This window comes from Streptomyces sp. W1SF4, from assembly GCF_003950035.1.
Classification (GTDB): Bacteria; Actinomycetota; Actinomycetes; order Streptomycetales; family Streptomycetaceae; genus Streptomyces; species Streptomyces racemochromogenes.
Genome location: NZ_CP034350.1, coordinates 1000193 through 1024127, shown reverse-complemented (window position 1 = coordinate 1024127; position 23935 = coordinate 1000193). Strand labels below are relative to the sequence as shown.

Here is a 23935-nt window from a genome sequence, read left to right as displayed (position 1 = left end):
GGCCGTGGCGTGCCGGGCCCTAACCGATTGCCCGGGAAGCCGTACTAGTGAGATGGCATATTACGCGGGCAATTGGGTGCACCGATTTCAAGCGGCAGGGCGAGGCCCGTGATTGAGGACGGAGCGCCGTAGTATGCGCCCTTAATATCTGAGTTCATATGGATGGTCATCCGATGTCATGCCCGGGCGTAGGGGTGTCATTACCCCTATGTGGGCACTCGGCCTCAAATCAGTCCGACAATCCCACCCCGGCACACATGTGAAAGTTCCGCCATTCCAGTGATTCGACGAGATCTGGAGTGAGTGGGCGTGGCGGCGACAAGGAAACCCGCACCGTACCGTCACCTGGGTGGAAGCATTCGCCCATCAATATGTCCCTTACCTGCCTGGACCATGCTCGCGCACCAAAGCGACCTCTTCGACCCTCCGATGCCGGATGGGGCGAGTGGCGCACACTCCCACCGGTGCACCGAGAAGACTCTGGACCTGCTCCGACCGAAAGTGCTGTTCCCGGCGAGACCCCGCCTCGTCCATACGACGGAGCGTTCTTCTTGGACTTGTGGGGCGGGGCCGTCACCACGCGCCCGCCGGTCCAAGGGCCCCAGGTGCATCGGCGAGGATCTCCACAGCGGGCCCCTCTGCAAGGAGCTTGAAGGACCCCGTGGTCGTGCGGGGGGGGCAACGCCGCCCACGCCGGTGACTCCCAGCACTGCGCCCGGAGCGCTCAGGGCGCAGTGCTGTGACGCCATCTCAGTGGTCGGCAGGGGCCCGGGGTCGCCCGGTGACGATGTCCCCGTCGCAGCTGGTGGCCACGATCACTGTGTCGTCTTCAGGCTTTGGCGGGTTCGCTGTCATGCACCATCACGCGCGGCAGATCGCAGATGAGCAGGCAGGGAACAGGCCACCGTGCCCCCCGGTAGATGGTGCCGGTTCAGGGCCACCACCCGGTACACGAGCCGGGCGATCCAGCTGATCGGGGGCAGCGTCATGGCCTGCCCTGCGAGCCGCCAGGGCCGGCGCGGGCCCTGTTTGAGCAGCTGCGCAACCGCCTCCGCGCCGCCGTGCACATCGGCCCTACCGGGCTCGATCCAAAGGGCCTCCCGGTCGGCTCGTTCGGCGGTGACGCCCAGTGCGTCCAAATCGGCATACTGCCAGGGGGTGACGACGGCGTCGGGATCCAGCAGGCGCAAGGCGATGTTGACGGCTTGGGTGCAGAATCCGCAGTCGCCGTCGTACAGCAGCGTCGGCCGTTCGGCCATGGTGGATCTCCTTGTCTTACGGTACGTCCCCGGAAGCGGCCGCCGGGTCCGGATCTGCGGGCGCTTCAGGGATGCCTTGAACTTGTCGTTTCGTCTAACGAAGGGCGCAAGTGCCTCGAACGACGGGAGTTCCTGCAGGCCGTCGAAGCCGACGATGGGCGGTTTCTTCTCCTGATGGGCGGGCACAGGCCACGACGGGGACGGCGGCGAGGCCCCGGGAGGGTGTCGCGGCGGTATCTGGCTGTTCTGGGCGAGGTTGCTGGACGAGCTTGCTCTGAAGTGCAGCGTCATCGCTTCGCACACAGGTCGTTCGCAGGTAATACTCGCCGTCTTCCCAGGGCGGCAGAGTCATGACAGGAAGACTGTCATGTGGACCGCTCAACTGGTGCCCCGTCTCGGATTGGCCGCCTGCTTGTGGTGGCTTGGGTGGGACTGCGGTCCGCCGGATTCCACGACCCGATCGACGTCGTAAACGACGGCCCGAGTGGCCACGATCGTCGTCGCGAGCCTCTCGATCGAGGTGCGCTAAATCCATGTCGATCGACCGGCCTGTATCGGCGGGACAAAGTCCCCACTGCCGGAGGGTCGCCAGGGGGCATATCCTGGTAGTAGGTCGTCGCACTCTCACGTGTGGCGTCCGGAAGGGCGACCCCGGCGTGTGAATGTGCCGGGGTCGTTGTATCACCGTCGTCGCGTTTTAGGGGGGCGAGACATGATCCGTTCAGCCGATGTACGGGACTGGCGCGACTGTGACGTCCTCGACACGAAAGGGCACCGGATCGGCGCTCTGGAAGCGGTCTATGCGGACACCGCCACGTCAAGGTCGCGCACGCCGGGGCAGTCGTGAAGGAGTACCCGGCCATCGGCACCGACGACATCCTGCCCGCCAAGCAGGAAGAAGCGATCTTCAAGCACTACGGCGTGCCCTATCAGCCTGGCGTCGGCGGCGAACGCCGACCGGCGCGCCGCTGAGCGCCCCAGCCCGACATCGGAGGAGGTGTTCGGCGATTGGTGATCTTCTTGTCGCTGCTGCTTGTGGCCTTCGTCTTGGGCCTCATCGGCGCGGTGATGGACGGGCCTGTTCTATCTCCTCGTCATCGCCCCATCGTGCTCGTCGTGGCCGACCTGGGGTTCATGGCCGTACGACGTTCCCGGTCCTCGAATCGTCGCCGCCTTCGGTAGCACCGGCCGCGACGTCCTACACCTCACCACTGCGGCTGGGCGCCGATCCACCGCGTCGGCGCTCTCCTTCAGGTGACGCCGGCAACTCCCCTCCGCGCTCGTCGTACAACGCGTGCGGGCGGGGTCGCGTTGCACAGCCTGGTGGAGGTCGCAAGACTTGATCGCCGGTGACCGTACGCGATCACCTGTTGCGCAGGGAATGTTGTGACAGGACTGGTCCTTCCGCACGACGTGGTGGGTACCGGCTCCGAGCGGGTCCTTCTGCTGCACAGCTGGTTCGGCGACCGGTCGGGCTTCGACCCGATGCGCGAGCACCTGAGCGGGGACGCGTTCAGTTACGCGTTCCTGGACTGCCGCGGGTACGGCGAGGCGATCGGCGCCGACGGTGCGTTCACGATGGAGGAAGTTGCCGAGGATGCCTTGGCCGTGGCCGACCATCTGGGCTGGGAGCCCTTCTCGGTCATCCGGTCATTCCATGGGCGCCAAGGCGGCCCAGTTGATGCTGCTGGACGCCCCGGAGCGGATCCGCTCGGTCATCGGCATCTCGCCGGTGCCCGCCGCTGGGAGCCGAGGCCCTGCGGGCCCCCTGGATGCAGTGGTATCCGAACGCCCAGCTGGAGGTGCTCCCGAACACGGGGCACTACGCACCGGAAGAGTCCGCCGAGGCCGTCGCCGCGGCCGTCGAGCCGTACCTCGGCCGCTAAGGCTTCGGGAAGACCGCCGGGTCGGTGGGGCCGCCGCCCGTGCATTCGGGTGTGGTGGCGATGAGGATCTGTGCGGCCTGGGTGACGTTGTCGGCGCGGACGGCGCGGGCCATCGCTTCGCGGGCGGCGTCGGCGGTGGTGTCCGGGGGGACCACCAGCAGCGCGAAGTGGTCGTTGTGGCCGCGGGTGATGAGCACGGTGTCGTCTCCGACCGGGTCGGAGTCGAGGTGCACGACCTGGTCGTCGACAACCAAGCGGGTAGGGATGTTGTGCCAGGCGGTGGCGTCCAGGCCGATCCGTTCGATGGGCCCAAGGTGCCCGGTCAGCGCCGTGATCAGGGCGGGCAGCTCGGTCTCGATGTCGCGCGTGCGCGGCCACCACGCACCGTCCAGGAGCCCCTCCCGGGACCGCGTCGTCTCCAGCCGCAGCAGGGCCGTACCCGGTTTGACCGCCTGGTGGATCTCATCTGGCAGGAGCAGCGAGGAAGGGTGGGGGATGTCGGAGTCAGCCATGTGGGTCCGCCCGTCTACGGGTGCTGCGGTACTGCGTCACAGGTCAGCATGGGTGCCGGTCGGGCGACGTGCGCGGGCCTGTCGTCCTTTCACGGTACTCCCGCCGCCCGCTCCGCCGCCCGCTCCGCCGCCCGCCGGAAAAATGCCTGGTCAGATCGGCCATGGCCAGCCGAACAGGCGTACAGTGAAAGCACCGGGAGTACTTCGCACACCGGCTTTCACGCGGGTGTCGTTTCCGGCGATCGCCTAGAAACCGGACTGCTGACGGGCAGTCCGGGGGCAGGTCCGCATCATGACCTCCACCCTCGACCGGACCGCGCCCCGCGACCTCGCCGCAGTCGTCCCGGCCCGCTTGTCCCTCACCCCCAAGACCACCCTCGCCGGTCAGCTGGACGGGGCCTGGTGGCCCCACTCACGTGACCTCGAAGCCGAGCTTCCGGCGCTCGCCGCCGCACTGGACGAGGCCTGGGGGCGCATCACCCGCGTCACCGTGAATCCCGCCCGCTGGCCGGTCATCCCCCACACGGTTGCTGTGGACGGGCGGACGCTGCACGTGGGCTGGTTCACCGAGCAGGACCCCGACAAGCTGATCCTGCTCTCCTACACCGTCGGCCGCTGGGACCTCCTCGTCATCCCGCCCGAGACCGAGCCCGCGGCCGCGGCCCGGCTGATGGCCGCCGCCGCTATCCCTGGCAGCGTCCTGGCCGCAGACGTCCTGATGGCCAACGAAACCGTCATCGGGCGCGGCATCCGCGACGCCCGCCGCCGGGAAGCCACCTGGGAGGGTGAAGGCGGGGCCTGCATGTCCCCCTTCGGGGAGCCGATGGGCCGAAGCGCCCTGCCGCTGTCCGGAAACAGGTGGAGGTGAGCTCCGTGGAGACCGTCGTCCTCATCGCGGTGATCATCTTCATGATCGGCATCGGGATGCGCTGGATCCACCTGCTGAACGCCCAGCACGATGCGCGGATCGAGGCCTACCGCTTCAGCGACCCCCGGCCGAGGCCTCCCGGCCTGCCGGACGACACCGGTCGTCGAGCCCACCACACGGGTGCCGACCGGTGAGGAACAGACCTTCCTCCGACCGGGGGCAGCGGGCGGGACGCCCCGGCGCCCCGCATCCGCCGGCCTCCTCACCCCCTCAGAAAGGGAACACGCCTACGTGAAGTTCATCGAGACCCAGACACTGCCCTCGCTCGGGCACGCCGAGGTCCGGATCATCGCGCACACGCCCGAAGCCGCCCGAGCGGTCGCGGAGGCGCTCCGCCGCTGTTTCGCAGGCGGGGAACAGCGCAGCTACCCCGCCCTCGACGGCGACACCCGCCTGCACCTCACCGTGGACACGGCGACACCCGCGGGCCTCGACCGCTCCCGGCCTGCCGCCATCAGGCCCTCCGCCGGCAATGGCGCACACTCCGACGAGATCTGAGAAGCCCCGACCGGCACCGGAGCCCACTCCACCCCACACACAAAGGACGCGGTCATGGCCACACTGCGCGAACGCAAGACCTACCGCGACCAGGTGCTCCGGGTCCTGTACGAAGCCGTCGAGGGCAACCGCCTCCTCGGCACCACCGGAGCACAGCTGCGGCGCGACCTCCACGTACCGGAACAGGACCTGGCCGCCGCCTGCACCTACCTGGCGGGCGAAGGACTGATCACCGTCGACTGGGAACCCGGCAACACCCCGGCGATGGTCACCCTCACCCACGAGGGAATCCGGCACATGGAGGCCCAGGAGGAAGGGACGGCGGGCTCGGCCTGATTCGAGGGACAGGCCCCAACACAGGTCCTATACACGGGCGAACTTCTCGGTCTGCTGGGCGAACTCCTGGGCCATGGCCGCGCTGACCGTGGGCCTGGTTTCGCCGATGGTGCGCAGGTAGTCCTCCGTGGTGGGGCGGGCCCGGGTCCCGGTGTCGAAGGTGTGCTCGAACTGGACCTGTGAGACGGTGCGTGCCACATGGGCGATGTCGGCGGGGGTGAACCCCTCGCTGGTTGACGCCAGCGCCGCACTGTCGGCCTGCGCTCCCGCCCGGGTCAGGTAGCTCTCCCACAGCGCAGTCCTCGCGCGCTGGTCCGGGGGGCCGATCGGCAGGACGTAGTCGAAACGGCCGTGCCGTAGGAACGCGGAGTCGAGGGTGGTCACGTCGTTCGTGGCGCAGACGAGAAGCCTCCCGTCCTGGCTCCGGAACCGGACGATCGCCTTGAGCAGTTCGTTGACGACGCCGACCGCGGTCGCGTCCGCACCGCTCCGGGTTCCGGCGATCTCCTCGACCTCGTCGATGAAGACCAGGACGTGGTCGAGCCCGGCGATCTCGTCGAAGCGCCGGTACAGCCCGCTCGCCAGCCCGTACTCGGCGGCCAGCCGGGCGGGGAACAGTTCGAGGAACGGCCATTGCAGGCGGCTGGCGATGGCGTGCGCGAACGTGCTCTTCCCCGTCCCGGGCGGTCCGAACAGCATCACCGCCCGTGGCAGCTCCACGCCGTGCTGGGCGGCCATTTCGGGATGGGCCAGTGGCAGGACCAGGCGCCGCTCGATGAGCTCCTTCTCCTTCTGCATGCCGGCGACCTTCTGCCACAGATTCCCGGGCGGCAGCTCCGCTCCCAGCGACGCGAGCATGCTGACCGCCTGAGGGGTCACTCGCCCACGCTTCTCGAAGAAGACCAGGCCCGGACGGGCCTCGAAGCCGCAGTTGTGCAAGGCGGTGGCGCCGGTCTCGCCGTCGGGCAGGACGGCGTGCACGGTTCGGACGCCACCGGCGAACAGCCGGTGCTCCAGGGCCGTGATCAGGTCGCTGCCCAGACCCTGGTGCCGCCAGGCGGGCGCCATGCTGATGCGCAGGATCCACGCCCGTTCACCCTCCACCCTGCTCACCACGGCGCCGACCACCACGTCGTCCGCGGTGGCCACCACCGCCGGGTGGAGGGCCTGGAGGGCCGCCACGGCGTCCGAGAGCGGAAAGAGCGGTGGCCCTTCGGCCGTGCCGCTCTCGGCGTCGACTCGGAGTACCGATTCGAGATCGTCCTGGGCGTAGTCCCTGACACGCCAACCCGTCATGATCAGCTCCGCGTGTTCGGCCGTACTCCCATCATCGGCCGATGTGTGCGGGACGCGCCCGTCGGCCTTCAGGCCGGCGGCACTGGACGGCACAGCGGCACCTCACGGGGGCAGACCCCGCCGCGGCTGCTGTCCTCCGCTCCGTGAGGAAGCCCCAGGTCAGCGACGGGGTGGTTTGTCGCCAGGCGGCTCCCTCCTCACCACCGCGGGCCGGAAACACCTGGTTGCAACCGGTCAGCCTCCGCCGACGCGCGACGAAACCCGGCCGCGCAAGCCCTGCGTGAACCGGCCCGCCGGGGATCCGGGTCGTGAAGGCCGCCGGGCACGAAAGCCGTGTGGCGTGCCCGGTCGCCGGGGAGCATCCTGGAAGCCACGCCGCCCGTGCAGCCCGGACGCCCGCCCGCCGCCCGGTTGGAGGCAACAGGATGACCGTCGGAGGCCGCGCGGACCCGGATCGCTCGGAGAGCTTCGGGGAGGAGCTGCTCGGGCCGCTCCTGGACGGGGCGCACGAGCTGCCGCCCCATCTGGTCGGCCCGCTCGTCGCCGAGACGGTGGCCCGGATAGGGGGCCGCGCAACACAGATCCTGCTCCAGGACTACGGACAGCAACAGCTGGTCCCCCTGCCCGCCGGCGGCATGGCCGCCGGTGACCCGCAGCCCATCGACCGGTCCGAAGCCGGCCGGTGCTTCCTGGAGTCACGCCCCGTCGAAGTCCTGACGCCCGACGGCATACGGGTCCACCTGCCCCTGCTGGACGGCGGCGACCAAGTGGGGGTCCTCGCGGCCACCCTGGACGCGGTCGACGACGACACCCGCCGCCTCCTGCGCAGGATCGCGGGCCTGGCGGCCGACCTGCTGCAGACCAAGAACGGCTACACGGACCTCTTCTTCCGGACCCGCCGCAGAGAACCGATGAGCGTGGCCGCGGAGATCCAGTGGTCCCTGCTGCCCCCGCTGTCGATGGTGATGCCGCACGTCGCGGTCGCCGGAGTCCTGGAGCCCGCCTACGCCGTGGCGGGAGACAGCTTCGACTACGCCCTGAACGGTGACGTCCTCCATCTCGCCATGGTCGACGCCATGGGGCACGGCCTGGACGCGGCCACGATGGCCACGGTAGCCATCGGCGCGTACCGTCACGCCCGCCGGATCAGCATCGAACTGTCGGAGATCTACCTCTTCATGGACCGGGCGGTCGCGGAGCAGTTCGACCCGGACCACTTCGTGACCGCCCAGATGATGCGGCTGGACCCGGACACGGGGCGCCTCCAGTGGGTCAACGCGGGGCATCCCGCGCCCATGCTGATCCGCGCGCACCGCGTCGTACGCCGTCTGGACAGCCCCACGACCCTCCCCGTCGGCTTCGGAGGGGCTCAGCCACAGGTCAGCGCGGTGGCGTTGGAGCCAGGCGACCGCGTCCTCTGCTTCACCGACGGCCTGATCGAAGAACACAAAAGCGGGCAGGAGCAGTTCGGCGAGAAGCAGCTGATCGACTGGGTGAACCAACTGGAGCAGGCCGACCACGGGATCCGCACGGTGGCCCGGGACCTGTCTCACACCCTCAAGCGGGCACGCGGCGAAGTCACCTCGGACGACGCCACCCTCGTCCTCGTCGAGTGGCGCGGATGACGGAGCGCGTGGGCACCTCGTCCCCAGGCGTCGCCGCCCAGGCCGACTTTCGAAGCCTCTCGTCCGACCCCGCCGCGGAGTAAGCTGGGATCACCGGGAGTAGCTCGTGCACCCGCGCCCACGCGGACGTCGTTTCCGGCGATCAAGACAAAGCGCCGCCCGGCAGGGCGGTCCGGGAACGAGTCCGCGATCATGACTACTACCGCTTCCCTGTTCTCCGCACGTTTGACCCTGACACCGAAGACCGTCCTCGCCTGGCCGGGTTGGCGTTCAGCGTCATCACACCGACGGGCCGCACGGGTGCGAGCTCCTCCGGGACGATCTTGGTGGGGTCGAGGAGGTCGATTCCCTCGAAGGTCTGTTCCGGGGTGTCGGGGAAGGTCTGGATGCCCAGTTCCCACCGCGGGTACGCGCCGGCCTCGATCGCGTCGGCGAGATCCCTGCGGTGGAAGTCGGGGTCCGTTCCGCTGGTGATCTGCGCTTCCTCCCAGACCAGCGAGTGGACGCCGAGCTTCGGTGTGGTGGGTGGCCTCGGTGTGCAGGGACACGAAGTCCCAGAAGGTGTCGTGGGCGCTCTGGGCCTGCGGGATCTCCCGGTCCGGGTGGGGCTTTCCGGCGTGGATGACGTCGGGGAACTTGATCGCGTCCTGGATGAAGAAGGGACGAACACCGGCGTCTCCACGCCCTTCGCCAGGAACGCCGCCTTGGTGACCTTGCCCGCCGTGCCGTAACTCTGGAAGACCCCGTGGGCGGCGGCACCCCGCGCGTGCACCACCCGCTCTGGAATCCGTTCGTGATCGAAGTGGGTGATCTTCTCCCGCAGGTGGTGGTCCTGCAGGAGCACAGGCCCCCGTGGGCCGGCCTTCAGCGAATGGTCACTGTCGTAGAGCCGGGCCCCCTGAGCAGTGGTCAGGTAGGCGCCGCCCTGGGCCACGGCGGCCTGGGGTGCGCCGGTGGGCTGTCCCGTGGGGCTGAGCGTGTCCGGGCCGGCCTGGTCCTGTTCGGGCGGCAGGGGCGCGCGCGGCTCGGTGGCCTCGGTCACCTTCAGAGGCTTCGGTGCGGGCCTGCCGGGGGCGGTGTCGGGTTTCGCCTGCTTTCCGGACCTTGCTGTCGTGGTCTTCTTGGCCGGCTGCAGTCGTCGCCTTCTTCTGGGCCATTTCTGGTGTCTCCCTCTGCGGATTCCCCGGCCTGCCATCCATTGCCGCCCGACCGGTTGATGGCCGTCGCGCCCTGGCGCAACCCTTTCTCCCTTGCCCGCCTCAGGCACCTCAAGAACGGCCGTACCGGCTAAGCCTGTTCCGATCGTGGGTACACGCTGCGCTCGAAGAGCCGGTGCGTTCAGCGCGTCGCGGTGCGGTGACCGAACCAGTGGCGGCGGCTGCCGGGGGATTCGCTCACCGGGCCGTCGGTCTCGGCGCGGGCGATGTCGCGTTGGTTGATCAGGTCGTCGCGTTCCCGGTCGACGACAGCGGCCTCGCGGCGTGACATGCGGACTCCGCGTCGGGCCCGCGCGGAGCGACGGACTCCGAGCATGACCAGGGCCAGGCCTAGCAGGGCGGCGCCGCCCACGACGATTCCTGCCAGGAACACGCTTCCTGTGGAGCCCATGACGTGGTAGCCGAAAATGGAGAAATCGCCGCCGGTGCCGAGAGCGTGTTCGGCTCCCATGTTGCCGAACACGCCGACGACGCCGATGCTCGCTGCGGCGATCAGAATGATCAATCCCACGATGAGAATCATGGACTGCTCCTTGCGTCGGTGCCCGGACAACCCACCGGACACGGCTGGCGCCTACCCGGATAGGGAAGCGTCAAGCGGGAACGGCGACACCTAGGGTCTGCGTGTGCCGCACGAGGTGCGCTGCGCTGACACCTGGGTGCGGGGGCTGGGGACACCAGCCGGGACTCGTCGTCAGATGCGTTGGGCGCCGTGGAAGAGGGAGCGCAATCCCCGGGTCCGGAGCGCTGCCCGGGCTGCGTTCGCACCGGGTGCTCCGTGGACTCCTCCGCCGGGGTGGGCGGCTGCGGAGGCGAGGTAGAGGCCCTTGACGGGGGTCTCGGGGCGGCCGCTGCCGGGGGTGGGGCGGAAGATCGCCTGTTGGTGCAGGGCGGTGGTGCCGTTGTTGATGGCGCCGTTGTGGAGGTTCTCGTTCATGGTCTGGAGGGTGGTGGGGGCCAGGAGGCGGCGGGCGAGGATGCCGGCACGGAATCCGGGAGCGAACCGCTCCACCTGCGCTTCGATGCGGTCCGCCATGGCCTCCTGCTCACGGGCGTCCCACCGGCCCGTGATGTGGTCGGGGCCTGCGTCGCGGGTGATGTGCTGGGGGAGGTGGGTGTAGGCCCATGCGGATTCGGTGCCGGCCGGCGAGCGGCTGGGATCCGCTGTGGTCATCTGCCCGAAGAGGGCGAAGGGTTCGTCGGGGACGTGTCCCATGGCGATCTGTGAGGCGAATCGGGTCAGGCCGTCGATGCCGTCGGCGACGTGGACGGTGCCGGCCCCGGCGGTCTGCGGTGCCGTCCACGGCACCGGTCCGGTCAGGGCCCAGTCGACCTTGAAGGTCGCGAAGTCCCACTGGAAGCGCTCCAGGTCCCGCAGGAGACGGGACGGGAGGTGCTCCTCCCCGACGAGGTCCCGGTACAGGGCCAGTGCCGAGGTGTCGGCCAGCACAGCCCGACGCGCGCCAATGGTCTCCCCGGCCTCGGTCCTGACCCCGACGGCCGTGCAGTTCCGTATGACGACGCTGGCGACGCGTTCCCCGCAGCGCAGGGTGCCTCCGCGGCGCCTGAGACGGCTGACGAGCGCTGCGGTCAGGGCGCCGGCCCCTCCGACGGGGACCGGGAAGCCGTGGCTCTGGCCGAGCATCGACATCATCCAGCCGAATCCGCCGCTGCCCGCGGCTTCGGGGGACAGGTCGGCGTGCAGGGCATTGCCGGCCAGTAGGAGCCGGCCGCCCGCGCCCGCGAACTCCTCCTCGCCCAGGCGGCGCACGGGCAGGGCCAGGTTCCGGGCCAGCCGGAGTCCGCCTGCGGCTCGGAGCTTCCCGGCCAGGCGGAGCCCGGCGCGGACCGGGGGGAAGGGGGTGAACAGGGCCTGTACGAGATCGGGCCCCACACGGCTCCATGTCTTGTACATGTTCCGCCAGGCGTCCCCGTCGGCCGGCGCGAACGCCTCCAGCCCGGCGGAGGTCTCCTCCACGCGGCGTTCGAGCACCGCGCACCTGCCGTCCAGCAGGGGGTGTGCCAGTACGCGGGGAGCGTGGCTCCAGCGCAGGCCCTCGGCGGCGAGGTCGAGGCGGGCGAGGAGCGGAGAGGCGGCGGCGAGCGGGTAGAACGCGCTGAAGAGGTCCGAGACGTAATCCGGATGGACACCCCGGTCGCTGCGTACCGCTCCGCCGGGCTCCTCCTGCGCTTCCAGGACCTCCACGCTCCAGCCGGCGTCCGCGAGCAGGTTCGCGGCCACCAGCCCGTTGGGACCCGCGCCGATCACGACCGCGTCAGGCATGGAGCACCTCGCCCTGCCGCCGTTCCACCACCTTGGCCAGACGGGGCAGCATGCCGCGGTGTCGGAGCTGGAGCAGCGCTTCGGTGGCGGGGTTGTGGAGGGTGCCGCCGATGCCGCGCAGGGGGTGCTCGTCGCAGACGACGAGGGTCTCCTCGCCCCACGGACGCAGTTGGAGGAAGATCCGCGCCGTGCCGAGGGACTTGAAAGAGGCTTCCAGTTCCAGCTCCCGGCCCGGCTCGGTGTGCCGGACGGTGGTGACGCCGTCGAGCGACCAGGGGCCCAGGCGGACGGTGTAGCGGAGCCGCGCACCGACCGCGGGCCAGGCGCCATCAAGGGGCGCGGACTCGGAGGGCCCCACCACCCACTCCCCGTACGCGTCCGGATCCGCGAGGACCGCCCACACCGCCTGAGGGGGACGCCGGATCAACTGGTGTCGAACAGCCATGGGTCAAGTCCTTCTGCCGGAACCGAGAGAGCGGGGCAGCCGTAGTCGTGCAGGGGATGCGCCGGACGGGTGGGCCGAGGTGGGGCTTGCGGTACGGCTGCCATGTGGCCGCGAGTTCTTGTTGTTTGATGGAGGGGCGCTGCTGGCGGTGCACCTTTGTCCACCTGCCGTGGCGACCAGGACTCCTGCTCCTTGCGAAGCCGTCACACGTTTGCGCGGGGAGCAGGGGCCGCCCTAGAGGGCGTGCAGAACGGGTGCAGATGCGGGGGTCAGCCGGCGCTGCGTGTGCCGGGCGGGTCCTGGGGGTCGATGCCGGTGGAAGCGGACGCATCCTTGGTTCCGCTGGGACGCTGGGAGCGGCCTCGGGGACCGGTGTCATGCATGCCCTTCTCGTCGCGGCCGGCCTTGCTCTGGTCCTCGCCGCGGCGCCCGCTGCTCTTCACGGGCCGGCCGTGCGGGTTCCCGGCTTCCTCTTTGGAAACCTCGCGCCCGGGGCCTTTGGCGGGGGCGTACTGGTCGGGGTGGAAGGAGCGGTGGGCGCTCGGGTTGTCCTGCTGACGGGTCTCGTCGACATCGGGAGACCAGCCGTGCTGTTTGGTGCCCTTGTGTCGACTGGGGCCCTCACCGTGCCTGGGTTGGGATGACTCTGGCTGCTTGGCCATGATTTTTCCTGCCTGCCTTTCCTGTGGGTGTGGAGAAACCCCCGTGGTGGCCGGTCTATTACCAGTAGTGCTTGCGTCCGCCGACGGAATGTCCGAGGGCGCCGAGGATCCAGAGAATGACTCCGATAATGACGAGGATGATGCCGATGGTCCACAGGATGCTGATTCCCGTAACGAAGCCGACGACAAGCAGAATTACGCCGAGGACGATCATGAGGCCCTCCGATTCACTGTGACGCTTCTTCCAGCCTAGGCGGCTTCGTCACCGTCGGCGTGGCGTGCGCGGCGGAGGGCCCTGCCCAGTGCGCGAGGCCTCCGCTGGACGGCAAGCACCGACCAGCACCGCGCCCAGTGGCGTTCACGGGTGGAAGACGTGGGGGCGATGAGGCGGGGTAGGCGGCTGAGGACAGACACCACATAGGAGGCGCGATGACAGGCCGAGAGAGGTCCAGACGCTACCCGCCGACGGCGTCGGCCGAGGCCGTGGGCGAGAGCGGGGGCCGTGAGGTCCGCCGGCAGACGGACGATGCCGCCGTCCGGCCTTCGAGCAGGGTGGAGGACGATGCGGATGCTGGGGGCCACCGTGCCAAGCGGCAGCGTCCCGGTATTGGCCGTGAAGAGCAGAACCGCCCGGATGACGCCCGGCAGGCGGACTCGGAAGACGGCTGAGACCGCAGTTGCAAGACCGCTCGCACGGTCACCCTTGTTGCCAGTGCATGGGTAACTGGAATTTTCAAGTAATGAATGCGGCGGGCGCCCGAATCGGAGTTTCGTCTGATCCTCCTAAGGTCGACGGACTTCCGGATGGTGATCAGTCGGAGGGGCAGGCGCAAAGCCTCAGCGGTCTGACGGCCCCGTGATCCGTCATAGCGAGCGTGTCGGTCGGTCAAGGAGGTGCGCCATGTCCTGTTCGGCTCTGGCCGGGAGCACGCTGCCGGCCGGCCTGATCGCTCTGCCCGGTGTTTACCGGCCGCAGGCGGACACCCGGCTGCTCGCCGCGGCCCTTCGACGTCGAGAACGCCAGACTGTGGGACCTCCCCGACGAACCACCCCCGACCGGCATCGCCGTCTCCGGAGACCGCTCCTGCGAGATCGCGGGCCGCTACGGCGACCTGCTCATCGCCACCGAGCCCAGGACAGAACTGGTGACCGGGTTCGGCGCGTACGGAGGCTCCGGCGCACCACGGGTTGGCCAGCTCCCGGTCTCCTACGACCCCGACCGTGATGCAGCGGTGGCTTGGGCGCACGACCAGTTCCGCTGGGCGCTGGGCGGCTGGAAGGTCAACGCGGAACTCCCCGGCCCCGCGGGTTCGATGAGGCCTCGCAGTACACCAGGCCCGAGGACGTCGCGGCTGCCATCCCCTGCGGCAACGACGTGGACGCCTTCGTCGACGCGGTACGCCCCTACGCCGACGCCGGATTCACAGAGATCGCCTTGGTCCAGATCGGCGGCTACCAACAGGAACCGTTCCTGGACCGGTCCGCCACGAAGCTGCTGCCGGCCCTGGGAGAGCTGTGAGAACGGCCGAACGCAGGCGCGAGTTACCGAGCCCTGTAGGAGGCGGACATGAACCGTGCCGCTCTGTTTGATGTCGACGGTACCCTCGCCGACACCAATCATCTCCATGTCGTCTGCTGGTGGGAGGCCTTGCGGCAGGCGGGCCACGACGTCGCGATGCACGACATCCACCGTGCGATCGGACTCCCCGGCCAGGACCTGCTCGCGCACCTGCTAGGCGAGGACCGGGACACGAGCGAGGACGATGGGCTCAGCGCCGCCCACACCACCCTTTACGGCACCTACTTCGACCGGCTGCCCCCGCTGGACTCGGCAGCCGACCTGCTGCGCGAGCTCGACCGACGGGGTTGGCGGGTCGTCCTCGTCACCTCGGCGAAGGACGCCGAGCTCGATGCTCTCAGACGGGCCGTAGATGCCGACGACGCCATCGCCGCGACGGCGAGGACTGCTCTGTGGCGGTATCCCACAGCGCGACCTTGAGGAGGCCGGGGCCCGAGCCGTCTACCGTCACCCCGCCGACCTGCTCGCACACCTCGACACCAGCCCCTTCGCCGCCGACCACCCTGCTTGAGCCGTGACCCGTCGGGTAGGCGCACGGCGAACGAGAATGCCGTGCACAACGAGGTGATCTGCATGGAACGGTCCACCGGCCCGGAACCTGAAGGCCCCGGGCTCACTCCGGAAGGACCGGATCCGGTACCCCGCGATCCGCGCCCCGCCGGCCCCGGGGGCAAGCCGCCCCCGGCCGACCCACCTGCCGAGCCGCCATCTCCCACGGAACGGCCGCCTGTGCCGGAACCGCCGGACTGACGGCCCGGCGAAGAACCTGACCGGAGGACGGGCAACCATGCCCACAGCGTTCCCATCGGCGCCCTGAGGCGTCGGACCCGGGCTGGAGACTCCATAGCTCCTGCAGGGACAGGGACAGTCGCATGAATGAATTCGGATGAGGCCCCAGGATGGAGGCCAACCATGTCAACCACCACGCTCATAGCCATCATTGCCATCGCAGCCGTCGTCGTGATCGCGATCGCGGCCGGACTGTGGATGGCTGCCCGTCGGCGGCGTCTGCAGGACAAGTTCGGACCCGAGTACAACCGCACGGTCGAGGCGGAGGGCGGTCGAATGGCCGCCGAACGCGAGCTGCGGGCCCGCGAGGAACGCCACGACAAGCTTGAGATCAAGGAGCTGCCGCCTGAACGGCGAGACCGGTACGCCGTCGAATGGAACAGCGTCCAAGAGCATTTCGTGGACCGACCGGAAGGCTCTGTCGAGGAGGCCGACGCACTGGTGTCGCGGCTCATGAGCGAGCGGGGCTACCCCACAGACGACTACCGCGGTCAGCTCCGTGACCTTTCGGTCGAGCACGGCCGAACCCTGGAGCACTACCGGGCCGCCCACGACGTCAAGGTGCGCAGCGCCGGTCACCAGACGACAACCGAGGAACTCCGCGGGGCGATGGTGCACTACCGCGCCCTGTTCGACGACCTCCTGACCGACCAGAGGAGCCGTTGACATGCAGAACCACGCAAGCAGTAACGAACGAATCGGGGACGCCGGCATCACGACGGAGGACATCGCCCATCCGATGTCGGCTTCGGAGGCCGGAACGGACACCGGTGCGGACGCCGAATCCGGTGGCGCGTCGGCCGACGGGCGGACGCCGCCCGTGTACCCGGGGGAAGCCACCACGGACGCGGCTGCCGAGGGGCGCGACGCCCGCGACAGCGGGGACGGGCCCCCGACGGACCGCGGATCGCAGGCCGGCGTCGATGATCCACTGCTGGGTGCCGAGGACACCGCGGAGTACCACAAGGCGTGGAGCGAGATACAGGGCCGGTTCGTGGACGACCCGCAGGAGGCGGTCAGGTCGGCGGACGCCCTGGTCGCCGAGGTGATGCAGACCCTTGCCCGTTCGTTCTCCGCCCACAAGCAGGGGCTGGAGGAGCAGTGGGGCCAGGGCGGACAGGTTGCGACCGAAGACCTGCGGCTGGCGCTCCAGCACTACCGGTCGTTCTTCAACCGCCTCCTGAACACCTGACCTGCGTCGGCCCCGGTCCATCCGCCGGGACTGGTCCGGGACTGGTCCGGATCTTGGTCCTGGTCGGGGCGGTGGCCGTGTTCAGGTCCCGCCGTGCTCCGTCACTCCCAGGGCGCTGAGGAGCCGGGCGCGTAGTTCGGCTGCCGGGGATGGGAGGGGTCGGGCTGGGCGGGAAGGCCGGGCCGGAGGTCGTGGCTGATGCGGCCGTGGTCGAGGACGAGCACGCGGTCGGCGAGGGCGAGTGCCTCGTCGATGTCATGGGTGACCAGTAGGACGGCGGGCCGGTGACGTTCGCAGAGCCGACGCAGCAAGGCGTGCATGCGCAGCCTGGTGAGGGCGTCCAGTGCACCGAACGGCTCGTCGAACAAGATGAGTTGCGGTTCGCGTACGAGTGCCCGGGCGAGTGCCGCACGTTGGGCCTCGCCGCCCGAGAGGGTGCCGGGCCAGGCGCGCTCGTGGTCGGCCAGGCCCACCTCGGCGAGCGCCCTGCGGCCCTGTTCACGGGCGTCGGCGGTGGTCAGCCCGAGGATCACGTTGTCGAGGACCCGGGCCCAGGGCAGCAGCCGGGCGTCCTGGAAGGCGACCGATCGTCGGGCGGGTACATCGATGGTGCCACTGCCCTCCGCGTCGTGATCGAGCCGGGCGACGGCGCGCAGCAGGGTGGACTTGCCCGATCCGCTGTGTCCGAGCAGGGCGGTGAACTCCCCGGGGGCGAGGTCGAGGTCGATGCCGTCCAGCACGGTTCGTCCGGCGAACGTGCGGGTGAGCGAGCGTATGCGTGCCGCCGGGGCAGTGGCGGTCGCGGCGGCGGTCAGGACAGGGTGCGGCGCCATGCGAGGGCCTTCCTTTCGAGCAGGCGGACCAGGGTGTCGGAGAGCAGGCCGAGCAGCCCGTAGACGACCAGGCCGACCACGATCACGTCGGTGCGGCCGAAGGTACGGGCCTGGGTCATCAGGTATCCGATGCCGCTGGAGGCGTTGATCTGCTCGCTCACCACCAGCACGAGCCAGGAGATGGTGACCGACATCCGCAGACCGGTGAAGAAGCCCGGGGCCGCCCCCGGCAGGGCGATGCGGCGGAGGAACTGCCCGCGGGACAGGTCCAGGGTCTGGGCCAGTTCGGCGTGGCGGACATCGAGGCCGGTGAGGGCGGCATGGGTGTTGAGGTAGACGGGGACCAGGGTGCCCAGCGCCACCAGGATGACCTTGACCTCCTCGCCGATGCCGAACCAGAGGATGGCCAGCGGGACGAGGGCCAGGATCGGCAGGGACCGGACGAGCTGGACGGTGCCGTCGAAGAGGGCCTCGCCGAGGCGGGAGAGGCCGGCTGTCAGGGCCAGCGCCAGACCGGTGGCCACGCCGAAGGCGAGGCCGAGGGCGGCGCGTTGCAGGGAGATCAGCAGGTGGCGCTGGAGTTCGCTGGTGCCGAGCAGATCGAGGGCGGTGCGCAGGACGTCGGTGGGGGAGGCGAGGGTCTGCGGATCCAGCAGACCGGTGCCCGACGAGGTCCACCAGGCGGTGAGCAGGAGCAGCGGTCCGGCTGCGCGCGCGAAGGGCAGACGGGGTGGGCGGTGGCCGACCGCACGTGTGCGGTGTAGCTGAGCGGTGGTCATGGAGGGTGTCCTTCCTGGTGCGGTCGTACGGGGGTCAGCCGGACGTGGTACGCGCCTGCCGCTGGACCTCCTCGAAGCGGCGGTCGAACTCGCCGGTGACATCGAGCTTTCCGGGGATCGCGCCCGCTTCGGAGAGCAGGTCGGCGATGGCCTGGTGGGCGGCGACGGCTTCGGCGTAGGCGGGGAACGCCGCCGTTCCGGTGTTCGCGAAGATCCGCCCACCCGTGTCGGTGGGGATGTTCTGCTTCTTGACGTAGTAGTCCTGCACCCACTGGTCCTTGTGGGTGTTCTGCCAACCGAGCGCCTTCGTCCAGCGGGCGGAGAAGTCACGCAGGGCGGCGGCCTTCGCCGGGTCCTGGAGCGTCTTGCCCGGGGTGATGAGCAACAGCAGCCCGCTGGTCAGGTCCTTGTCGTCGGTGATCTCGTGGGCGCCCTTCTCGGCGTTGGGGAGCAGGTACTTGGAGGCGAGCGGCTCGGTGAGGGCCGCCGCGTCGACCTGGCCGCTCTGCAGGGCGGCGGGGATGTCCAGGACCTGGAGGTTGACCAGGGTGACGTCGGTGGTCTTGAGGCCGCCCCTCTTCAGGGCGTTCAGCACGGCGGGCTGGAAGGTGGTGCCCTCGGTGTACGCGATCTTCTTGCCCTTGAGCTCGGCGACGGTCTGCGCCGTGGTGCCGGGCGCGGTGACCAGGTGGACGGCGCTGCGGCTGGTCTGTGCCACGCCGACGATCTTGACGTCCTGGCGGGCTGCCTGGGCGAAGATGGCCGGCGTCTCGGAGACGATGCCGACGTCGAGGGAGCCGCCGCGGAATGCTTCCAGGATGGCGGGCCCGCCCTGGAAGGCGTTGTAGCCGAGCTCGTACGGAGCGTCCTGGTCCTGGCCGGAGGATCTGAGGAGCACCTCCAACTGGGCGTTCTGGTCGCCGATCCGCAGTTCGGTGCCGTTCGGGACGGTGGCGGGCAGCGCCTCCTTCGGGGCGGGCGCAACACCGCTCCCGGCCTGCCCAGTGGTGGTGGAGCATCCGGTGAGGGAGAGGACGGCGGCAACGAATACGGGCGCGAAGCGGCGTACGGCGGGGAAGGTGGACAAGGGGGTGCTCCTGGTTCGGTGAGGTTCGGGCAGAGGAAAGGTCAGGCTGCGTGGACCTGGAACTCCCAGACGGAGTAGCCGTACTGGGTACCCCGGGCGGTGCCGTAGAGGCGGACGTGGCGTCCGTGGGCGCCCAGTCCGGTGATCTCGTCCGTCCCGCCGTCGGCGGTGGTGGTCGCGTACACGGTGGTCCAGTGGACTGCGTCGTCGGAGACCTGGATCTGGTAGGCCTTGCCGTAGGCGGCTTCCCACTCGATCCGAACGCGGCCGATGGCCGTCGGGGCGCCCAGGTCGACCTGGAGCCACTGGGGGTCGGTGCGGTTGCTCGACCACCGGGTCGTACCGGATCCGTCGACGGCGTAGGCGGGTTCGACCCCGGCGCGGTAGGTGCTGGATGCGGTGACGGGCCGTTTCAGGGCGAGGTTGGCGCCGCCTGTGGCCTGGGCGTAGCGCGCGGCGACCTCGGCGGCGGTCAGGGCCTGGCGGTACACCTGGACCTCGTCGATGACGCCGGTGAACGGGCGCTTGCCGCCGAAGCCGCCGAGGGGGAGCGCGATGGTCTGCGGGAGGGCGGCGGCAGGGGCGCCGTTGGCGTAGAGGGTGGTGCCGCTGCCGGTGGAGACGAGGGTCAGGTGGGTCCACTGCCCCAGCGGCAGTGAGTAGTCGAAGGTGTAGTCGCCGATGCCGTACGCGGTGAGGCCCAGCCGGTGGTCGCTGCCCGTCTGCTCGACCTTGATGGCGGTGTCGGTGTCGCGCAGCAGCACGGTGTCGGTGGCGTCGCCGGTGCGCTTGGCCCAAAGGGAGAGCGTCCAGGGCCCCTGGACGGCCCGGCCGCCGATGCTGAGCGTCTGGCCGCTGCCGGATGTGAAGCCGAGGCCGTTGCCGTTGTGTCCGGTGGCAGGGTACTGGGGCGGGTAGAGCGAGCCGTTGGCGTGGAGGGTGCCGGTGGTGTCGGGCAGCGTGAGCTTCCAGTCGCCGGGGTAGTGGGTCGCGGCGCTCGGTGTGTACGGGCTGTCGAAGGTCCACGTGTGGACGGGTGCGCCGTCGGTGGTCGGCGCCGGCGGGGTGCGGGGCGAGGTGGCGGGCTCGTCCCCGATGGCCCGGAGGTCCTGGGTGAAGGCCGCGTAGCTGCGTGCGGCGGGGTCGGGGTTCCAGGTGCGCTCGCCGAGTTCGGCGCGGCGGCCGTCGAACTGGTCGAGGTAGTAGTCCGTCTGACTGAAGTACAGGTCGTCACCCCAGGCGGCGAGGACCTGGCCGGCGTTGCGCGGATCGGAGACCGGGGTCCAGTCGTATATGTCGCCGCGCGGCACGACCTTGCTCTCGTAGTCGGCCGGGGAGATGTAGAAGCGGGTGTACGGGCCGGTGCGGTAGGCGGAGTCGACCACGTCGTAGCCGAGCGAACGCATCGTGGCGGAGACGGCGGTACTGCCGAAATTCATGATCAGGACGTCGGTGGCGGGCCGGATGGCGGTGCCGTTGACCCAGATCATGGCGCGCTTGCCGTGGGCCCGTACGGTGGACCGCTCGGCCGTGATGAACTGTTCCTGGAGGTCGGCCATGGTGGGCGCGGCAGCGGTCAACTTGGACTTGATGTAGGGGCAGTCGGCCAGGGCGGCAGGTACCTCGTCGTTGCCGAGGTGGACGTAGGGGCCCTGGAACCAGTCGATGAACTCGCCCAGCATGCCCTGCATCCAGGCGGTCGCCGCCGGGTCGGTGAAGTCCAGGGTGCCGGGATCCCCGCAACGGGCGGCGAGCGACCGGTCGGTGCCGCCGAAGGCCGCGTACGGCTGGGCCTTGGTAGGTCCCTGGATCTCCGGCACGATCACCACGTGGTACTGGGCGGCCACCTCCTCGATCCGGGCGATGTCGGCCTGGCTGTAGCGCTGGGCCGGATCGGTCGGGGCGAGCGCGGCATAGGCGGGGCTGTGCAGCCGGAAGGCGTTGGCTTGGTTGAACATCAGCTGGATGGTGTTGACCTTGTGCCAGGAGGCCCGGCGGATCTCGTCCTCGATGTCGGCGGGTGCCATGTAACGGCGGCTGACGTCGAAGTGCTCGGCCCGGTAGGCCACCCCGGGCCAGTCACGGGCGGCGCCCTGGGGGATGCCGGGTCCCAGGCGCAGCATCTGCAGCAGGGTGCGGGTTCCGTAGAACACGCCGGAGGACGTGGGGGCGCTGAGGGTGACCCGGGTGTCCGTGGCGGTCAGGGCGTAGCCCTCGGTGCCGAGCCCGGCGTCGGCCGCCAGGGCGAGTACGACGTCGCCCGCGACGGGTGCGGAGGTGCGGGCCACCGGCGGGGTGCGCCCCGTGACCGCGGCCAGGTCGGCCGCGAACCGGTCGGCGACCTGCGCCAGCGTACGGGTCGACAGGCGCTCCGAGGTAGCGCCGCTGGTGGAGAGGTCCGCGGTGGCGGGGTCCAGCACGATCCGGGACGTCTCCGTGAACGTGAACTGCCCGGCGCCGCCGGTCCACTGGCGCAGGGCCGGGGTGACGGCGGGAGCGGAGTTGACTCCCGTGGAGGCCGCGAGGGCAGGCGCGGGAGCGGTCAGTGCGCTCGTCGCGATCAGCAGCAGGGTGACGAGGAGGCCGGCCAGCAGCGGGCGGGTGCCGGGGGCGTGCCGGCGCAGGGCGTGCGGGGGTAGGGACATGGTGAAGCCTCTCTGGCGGGGTCCCGCCGGGCATGCGGGACCGTGGGTGCGGCGCGGGCTCGTCCGGTCGGTGGCCGACTCAGGTCGCGGGTGCGGAGTCCCCGGGACATCGGACCGTCAGCGCGGCCACGGCCGCCCGTGCCACCTCGCCGTGTACCGCCAGCGCGGCGCGTGCCTCCTGCGCACCGGCCCCCGTCAGCAGCACCACCAGGGCGGTCTTGAGCTCGCCCCCGGCTTCTTGCAGTACGGCACGGCAGGTCCCGGGATCCGCGCCGGTCGCCTGGGCGAGCAGGGTGAGCTTGCGGCCGGCCAGCTTGGCGTTGGTCGCCGCCAGATCCGTCATCAGGTTGGACCAGGTCCGCCCGAGCCGGACCATGACGGCGGTGGAGAAGCTGTGCAGCACCAGCTTCTGTGCGCTGCCAGCCTTCATCCGGGTCGAGCCGGTGATGGCCTCCGGCCCGGTGTCGGTGCAGACGTGCAGGTCGGCGGTACGTGCGAGCGGCGCGTCGGGGTTGCAGCTGACCAGGACCGTGGTGGCCGCGGCGGCGCGGGCGGCGGCCAGTGCCCCGGCCACGTACGGGGTGCGCCCGCTGGCGGCCAGGCCGAGCACGACGTCCCGGGCGGTGACCTGGGCCAGCGCCCGGCGTCCGGCGGCCTCGTCGTCCTCGGCGTTCTCCGCGGCGTGGGCCAGCGCGGTCGGCCCGCCGGCCAGATGGGCCACGATCCTGCCCGGTTCCAACCCGTAGGTGGGGGCGAGCTCGGCGGCGTCGAGAACGGCGTAGCGGCCGGAGGAGCCGGCGCCGACGTAGTGGACTCGGCCGCCCGCCCTGAGCGCCGCCACGGCCGCGTCCACGGCGAGGGCGAGCGTGGGCAGAGCGCGGGCGACGGCGGCGGGGACCCGCGCGTCCTCCGCGTTGATCGCACGGAGCAGCTCGTCCGTGGGCAGCCGGTCGATGCCGACGGTGGCGGGGTTGCGCCGCTCGGTCGGCGGCAGCGGAGGATGCTCCCGGCCGTCCTCAGTCCGCAGGTGTTCCGCGAGCAGTCGCAGTCCCGTTCCGTCCAACCCCTCACCGGGGAACAGGCACAGGCCGCCGTCGCCGGAGGCGTCCAGCGCGGAGCACACCGCCCCGACGAGGTCGGTGACGGTGATCTCCGGCCCCCAGTCGGCACCTCGGGCGAGCACGGGCGAGTTGGTCGTCTGTACCATCGGCACCACGGCCGTCGGACCGCTGTCGGTACGCACAGACCGGGCGACCAGGCCCACGAACGCGGGCTCCCGGTGCAGGATCGCGTGGTAAGACATCGGCAGCACGGCGTCGATGAGCGGCGCCAGCTCGGCGACGCACTGCCCGACCAGGCGGCGGCGCTGCTCGCCATCCTCCGCGGGGACCAGGAAGAGGCCGGTCCACAGCCCCGGCCGGGCGGACCGAATCGCGTCGGTGAGCCTGCGCGTCACGTCGGTGATCACTTCGCAGCGGTACCGGTGCCACGCCTCCTCGTGGTGGGCGTGCAGGTGCCCCGCCGTAGCCGACGGCGAGCCGCTGGGCAGCGCGATGCCGGTGCGCCGGGTGAAGTCGTCCAGCGTGTGCGGATCGTACGAGGAGCGGCGCGGTGCGGCGCCGGGGCGAAGCTCCAGCTCCCAGTGCAGCGGCCATCGCAGGAAGTCCAGCACCAGCCCGTCCAGCAACGGGGAGACTGCCAACAACCCGCACCGGTCGGCGAGTTCGGTGATGTACGCCTGATCGGTCGGGACGAGGCCCGTGTACCACTCCATGCGCTGCCATGGCCGTCCGTCGCCGGAGACCGGGTACAGGTTGGGGCGCTGCTCGGCGGCGGGGCGTGCGTGGTCACTGAAGCAGGCGACGCTGCCGAGCAGACTCAGGCCCGCCGTGCGGCAGGCGCGGGCCAGCTCAGGGGTGACGGATTCGGCCTTGGTGATCAGGGTGTTGAGGCCGGAGGCCGCGTACTCGGTGAGCATCCGATCGCGCTCGCTCTCGGTGAGCGCGGTCAGGGTGCGGTCGAATACGTAGGCGGCCCGCAGCGGCCGTCCGGGCGCATGGGAAGCCGGGGCGGTCACGGGTTC

The 23935-nt window shown here is 70.3% G+C and carries 19 protein-coding genes and 5 pseudogenes; 10 read left to right on the top strand and 14 right to left on the bottom strand.

Features of this window, described 5'->3' with window-relative positions; all coding sequences use genetic code 11:
* Positions 1-851: 851 nt before the first annotated feature.
* Positions 852-1259 (bottom strand): DUF393 domain-containing protein, encoded by a 408-nt coding sequence (locus tag D1J60_RS04910; protein ID WP_125820271.1) that lies wholly within the window; start codon positions 1257-1259, stop codon positions 852-854.
* A gap of 712 nt (positions 1260-1971) precedes the next feature.
* Between D1J60_RS04910 and D1J60_RS04905 the strand changes: the two are divergent.
* Positions 1972-2231 (top strand): annotated as a pseudogene (locus D1J60_RS04905) (PRC-barrel domain containing protein).
* 910 nt (positions 2232-3141) lie between these two features.
* Here the strand turns inward: D1J60_RS04905 and D1J60_RS04895 are convergent.
* Positions 3142-3657: a DUF5994 family protein gene (locus tag D1J60_RS04895; RefSeq protein WP_125820270.1), complete on the bottom strand. Its 516-nt coding sequence runs from the start codon at positions 3655-3657 to the stop codon at positions 3142-3144.
* A gap of 292 nt (positions 3658-3949) precedes the next feature.
* Between D1J60_RS04895 and D1J60_RS04890 the strand changes: the two genes are divergently transcribed.
* The 4 genes from D1J60_RS04890 (at position 3950) to D1J60_RS04875 (ending at position 5419) form a co-directional block, all read left to right on the top strand.
* Positions 3950-4525, top strand: a complete 576-nt coding sequence (locus tag D1J60_RS04890) for a DUF5994 family protein (protein WP_125820269.1) — start codon at positions 3950-3952, stop codon at positions 4523-4525.
* Between the two features lie 5 nt (positions 4526-4530).
* Positions 4531-4719 (top strand): hypothetical protein, encoded by a 189-nt coding sequence (locus tag D1J60_RS04885; RefSeq protein ID WP_125820268.1) that lies wholly within the window; start codon positions 4531-4533, stop codon positions 4717-4719.
* 97 nt (positions 4720-4816) lie between these two features.
* Complete coding sequence (locus D1J60_RS04880; RefSeq protein WP_206436484.1) at positions 4817-5083, top strand: hypothetical protein; 267 nt, start codon at positions 4817-4819, stop codon at positions 5081-5083.
* A gap of 54 nt (positions 5084-5137) precedes the next feature.
* The gene (locus D1J60_RS04875) at positions 5138-5419 is read left to right on the top strand and encodes a hypothetical protein (protein ID WP_125820267.1); all 282 of its coding nucleotides are present in this window, start codon (positions 5138-5140) and stop codon (positions 5417-5419) included.
* A 27-nt stretch (positions 5420-5446) separates the two neighbouring features.
* Here D1J60_RS04875 and D1J60_RS04870 read toward each other — a convergent pair whose 3' ends face one another.
* Positions 5447-6715: a bifunctional GNAT family N-acetyltransferase/ATP-binding protein gene (locus D1J60_RS04870; RefSeq protein WP_125820266.1), complete on the bottom strand. Its 1269-nt coding sequence runs from the start codon at positions 6713-6715 to the stop codon at positions 5447-5449.
* A 425-nt stretch (positions 6716-7140) separates the two neighbouring features.
* Between D1J60_RS04870 and D1J60_RS04865 the strand changes: the two genes are divergently transcribed.
* Entirely contained in the window at positions 7141-8340 is a 1200-nt protein-coding gene (locus D1J60_RS04865; protein ID WP_125820265.1) for a GAF domain-containing SpoIIE family protein phosphatase, read from the top strand.
* Positions 8341-8599: 259 nt separating this feature from the next.
* Here the strand turns inward: D1J60_RS04865 and D1J60_RS04860 are convergent.
* The 6 genes and pseudogenes from D1J60_RS04860 to D1J60_RS37145 all read right to left on the bottom strand — a co-directional run.
* Positions 8600-9497: pseudogene (locus D1J60_RS04860) on the bottom strand (catalase); the annotation flags it as partial.
* Positions 9498-9678: 181 nt separating this feature from the next.
* On the bottom strand, positions 9679-10080 hold the full coding sequence (locus D1J60_RS04855) for a hypothetical protein (protein WP_125820264.1): 402 nt from the start codon (positions 10078-10080) through the stop codon (positions 9679-9681).
* Between the two features lie 171 nt (positions 10081-10251).
* Entirely contained in the window at positions 10252-11841 is a 1590-nt protein-coding gene (locus D1J60_RS04850) for an NAD(P)/FAD-dependent oxidoreductase (RefSeq protein WP_125820263.1), read from the bottom strand.
* A complete protein-coding gene (locus D1J60_RS04845) occupies positions 11834-12286 on the bottom strand; it encodes an SRPBCC family protein (RefSeq protein ID WP_125820262.1) in 453 nt (150 codons plus the stop codon). Before D1J60_RS04845 ends, D1J60_RS04850 begins: the two co-directional genes overlap by 8 nt.
* 269 nt (positions 12287-12555) lie before the next feature.
* Positions 12556-12948 (bottom strand): hypothetical protein, encoded by a 393-nt coding sequence (locus D1J60_RS04840; protein WP_125820261.1) that lies wholly within the window; start codon positions 12946-12948, stop codon positions 12556-12558.
* Positions 12949-13006: 58 nt separating this feature from the next.
* Positions 13007-13162 (bottom strand): DUF6131 family protein, encoded by a 156-nt coding sequence (locus D1J60_RS37145; RefSeq protein WP_164720837.1) that lies wholly within the window; start codon positions 13160-13162, stop codon positions 13007-13009.
* Between the two features lie 790 nt (positions 13163-13952).
* On the opposite strand from D1J60_RS37145, the pseudogene D1J60_RS04830 reads away from it, so the two are divergent.
* The 4 genes and pseudogenes from D1J60_RS04830 to D1J60_RS04815 all read left to right on the top strand — a co-directional run.
* Positions 13953-14467, top strand: a pseudogene (locus tag D1J60_RS04830) (LLM class F420-dependent oxidoreductase); the annotation flags it as partial.
* Between the two features lie 48 nt (positions 14468-14515).
* Positions 14516-15038 (top strand): annotated as a pseudogene (locus tag D1J60_RS04825) (HAD family hydrolase).
* Positions 15039-15439: 401 nt separating this feature from the next.
* A complete protein-coding gene (locus D1J60_RS04820; RefSeq protein ID WP_125820260.1) occupies positions 15440-15982 on the top strand; it encodes a hypothetical protein in 543 nt (180 codons plus the stop codon).
* A gap of 1 nt (position 15983) precedes the next feature.
* Positions 15984-16508 (top strand): hypothetical protein, encoded by a 525-nt coding sequence (locus D1J60_RS04815; RefSeq protein ID WP_125820259.1) that lies wholly within the window; start codon positions 15984-15986, stop codon positions 16506-16508.
* An 81-nt stretch (positions 16509-16589) separates the two neighbouring features.
* Here the strand turns inward: D1J60_RS04815 and D1J60_RS04810 are convergent.
* The 5 genes and pseudogenes from D1J60_RS04810 to D1J60_RS37910 all read right to left on the bottom strand — a co-directional run bounded on the left by D1J60_RS04810 (position 16590) and on the right by D1J60_RS37910 (position 23929).
* Positions 16590-17341 (bottom strand): annotated as a pseudogene (locus D1J60_RS04810) (ABC transporter ATP-binding protein).
* A complete protein-coding gene (locus D1J60_RS04805; protein ID WP_241253146.1) occupies positions 17320-18120 on the bottom strand; it encodes an ABC transporter permease in 801 nt (266 codons plus the stop codon). Before D1J60_RS04805 ends, D1J60_RS04810 begins: the two are co-directional and overlap by 22 nt.
* A 34-nt stretch (positions 18121-18154) precedes the next feature.
* On the bottom strand, positions 18155-19207 hold the full coding sequence (locus tag D1J60_RS04800) for an ABC transporter substrate-binding protein (RefSeq protein ID WP_164720836.1): 1053 nt from the start codon (positions 19205-19207) through the stop codon (positions 18155-18157).
* A gap of 41 nt (positions 19208-19248) precedes the next feature.
* Positions 19249-21852: a family 20 glycosylhydrolase gene (locus tag D1J60_RS04795; protein ID WP_125820256.1), complete on the bottom strand. Its 2604-nt coding sequence runs from the start codon at positions 21850-21852 to the stop codon at positions 19249-19251.
* Between the two features lie 79 nt (positions 21853-21931).
* The gene (locus tag D1J60_RS37910) at positions 21932-23929 is read right to left on the bottom strand and encodes an N-acetylmuramic acid 6-phosphate etherase (protein ID WP_241253145.1); all 1998 of its coding nucleotides are present in this window, start codon (positions 23927-23929) and stop codon (positions 21932-21934) included.
* Positions 23930-23935: the final 6 nt, after the last annotated feature.

Bases quoted from the DNA above. Each gene is read 5' to 3' on its own strand.
- D1J60_RS04910 (WP_125820271.1), bottom strand. From the start codon at position 1,259: ATGGCCGAACGGCCGACGCTGCTGTACGACGGCGACTGCGGATTCTGC.
- D1J60_RS04895 (WP_125820270.1), bottom strand. From the start codon at position 3,657: ATGGCTGACTCCGACATCCCCCACCCTTCCTCGCTGCTCCTGCCAGAT.
- D1J60_RS04890 (WP_125820269.1), top strand. From the start codon at position 3,950: ATGACCTCCACCCTCGACCGGACCGCGCCCCGCGACCTCGCCGCAGTC.
- D1J60_RS04875 (WP_125820267.1), top strand. From the start codon at position 5,138: ATGGCCACACTGCGCGAACGCAAGACCTACCGCGACCAGGTGCTCCGG.
- D1J60_RS04870 (WP_125820266.1), bottom strand. From the start codon at position 6,715: ATGACGGGTTGGCGTGTCAGGGACTACGCCCAGGACGATCTCGAATCG.
- D1J60_RS04865 (WP_125820265.1), top strand. From the start codon at position 7,141: ATGACCGTCGGAGGCCGCGCGGACCCGGATCGCTCGGAGAGCTTCGGG.
- D1J60_RS04855 (WP_125820264.1), bottom strand. From the start codon at position 10,080: ATGATTCTCATCGTGGGATTGATCATTCTGATCGCCGCAGCGAGCATC.
- D1J60_RS04850 (WP_125820263.1), bottom strand. From the start codon at position 11,841: ATGCCTGACGCGGTCGTGATCGGCGCGGGTCCCAACGGGCTGGTGGCC.
- D1J60_RS04845 (WP_125820262.1), bottom strand. From the start codon at position 12,286: ATGGCTGTTCGACACCAGTTGATCCGGCGTCCCCCTCAGGCGGTGTGG.
- D1J60_RS04840 (WP_125820261.1), bottom strand. From the start codon at position 12,948: ATGGCCAAGCAGCCAGAGTCATCCCAACCCAGGCACGGTGAGGGCCCC.
- D1J60_RS37145 (WP_164720837.1), bottom strand. From the start codon at position 13,162: ATGATCGTCCTCGGCGTAATTCTGCTTGTCGTCGGCTTCGTTACGGGA.
- D1J60_RS04820 (WP_125820260.1), top strand. From the start codon at position 15,440: ATGTCAACCACCACGCTCATAGCCATCATTGCCATCGCAGCCGTCGTC.
- D1J60_RS04815 (WP_125820259.1), top strand. From the start codon at position 15,984: ATGCAGAACCACGCAAGCAGTAACGAACGAATCGGGGACGCCGGCATC.
- D1J60_RS04805 (WP_241253146.1), bottom strand. From the start codon at position 18,120: ATGACCACCGCTCAGCTACACCGCACACGTGCGGTCGGCCACCGCCCA.
- D1J60_RS04795 (WP_125820256.1), bottom strand. From the start codon at position 21,852: ATGTCCCTACCCCCGCACGCCCTGCGCCGGCACGCCCCCGGCACCCGC.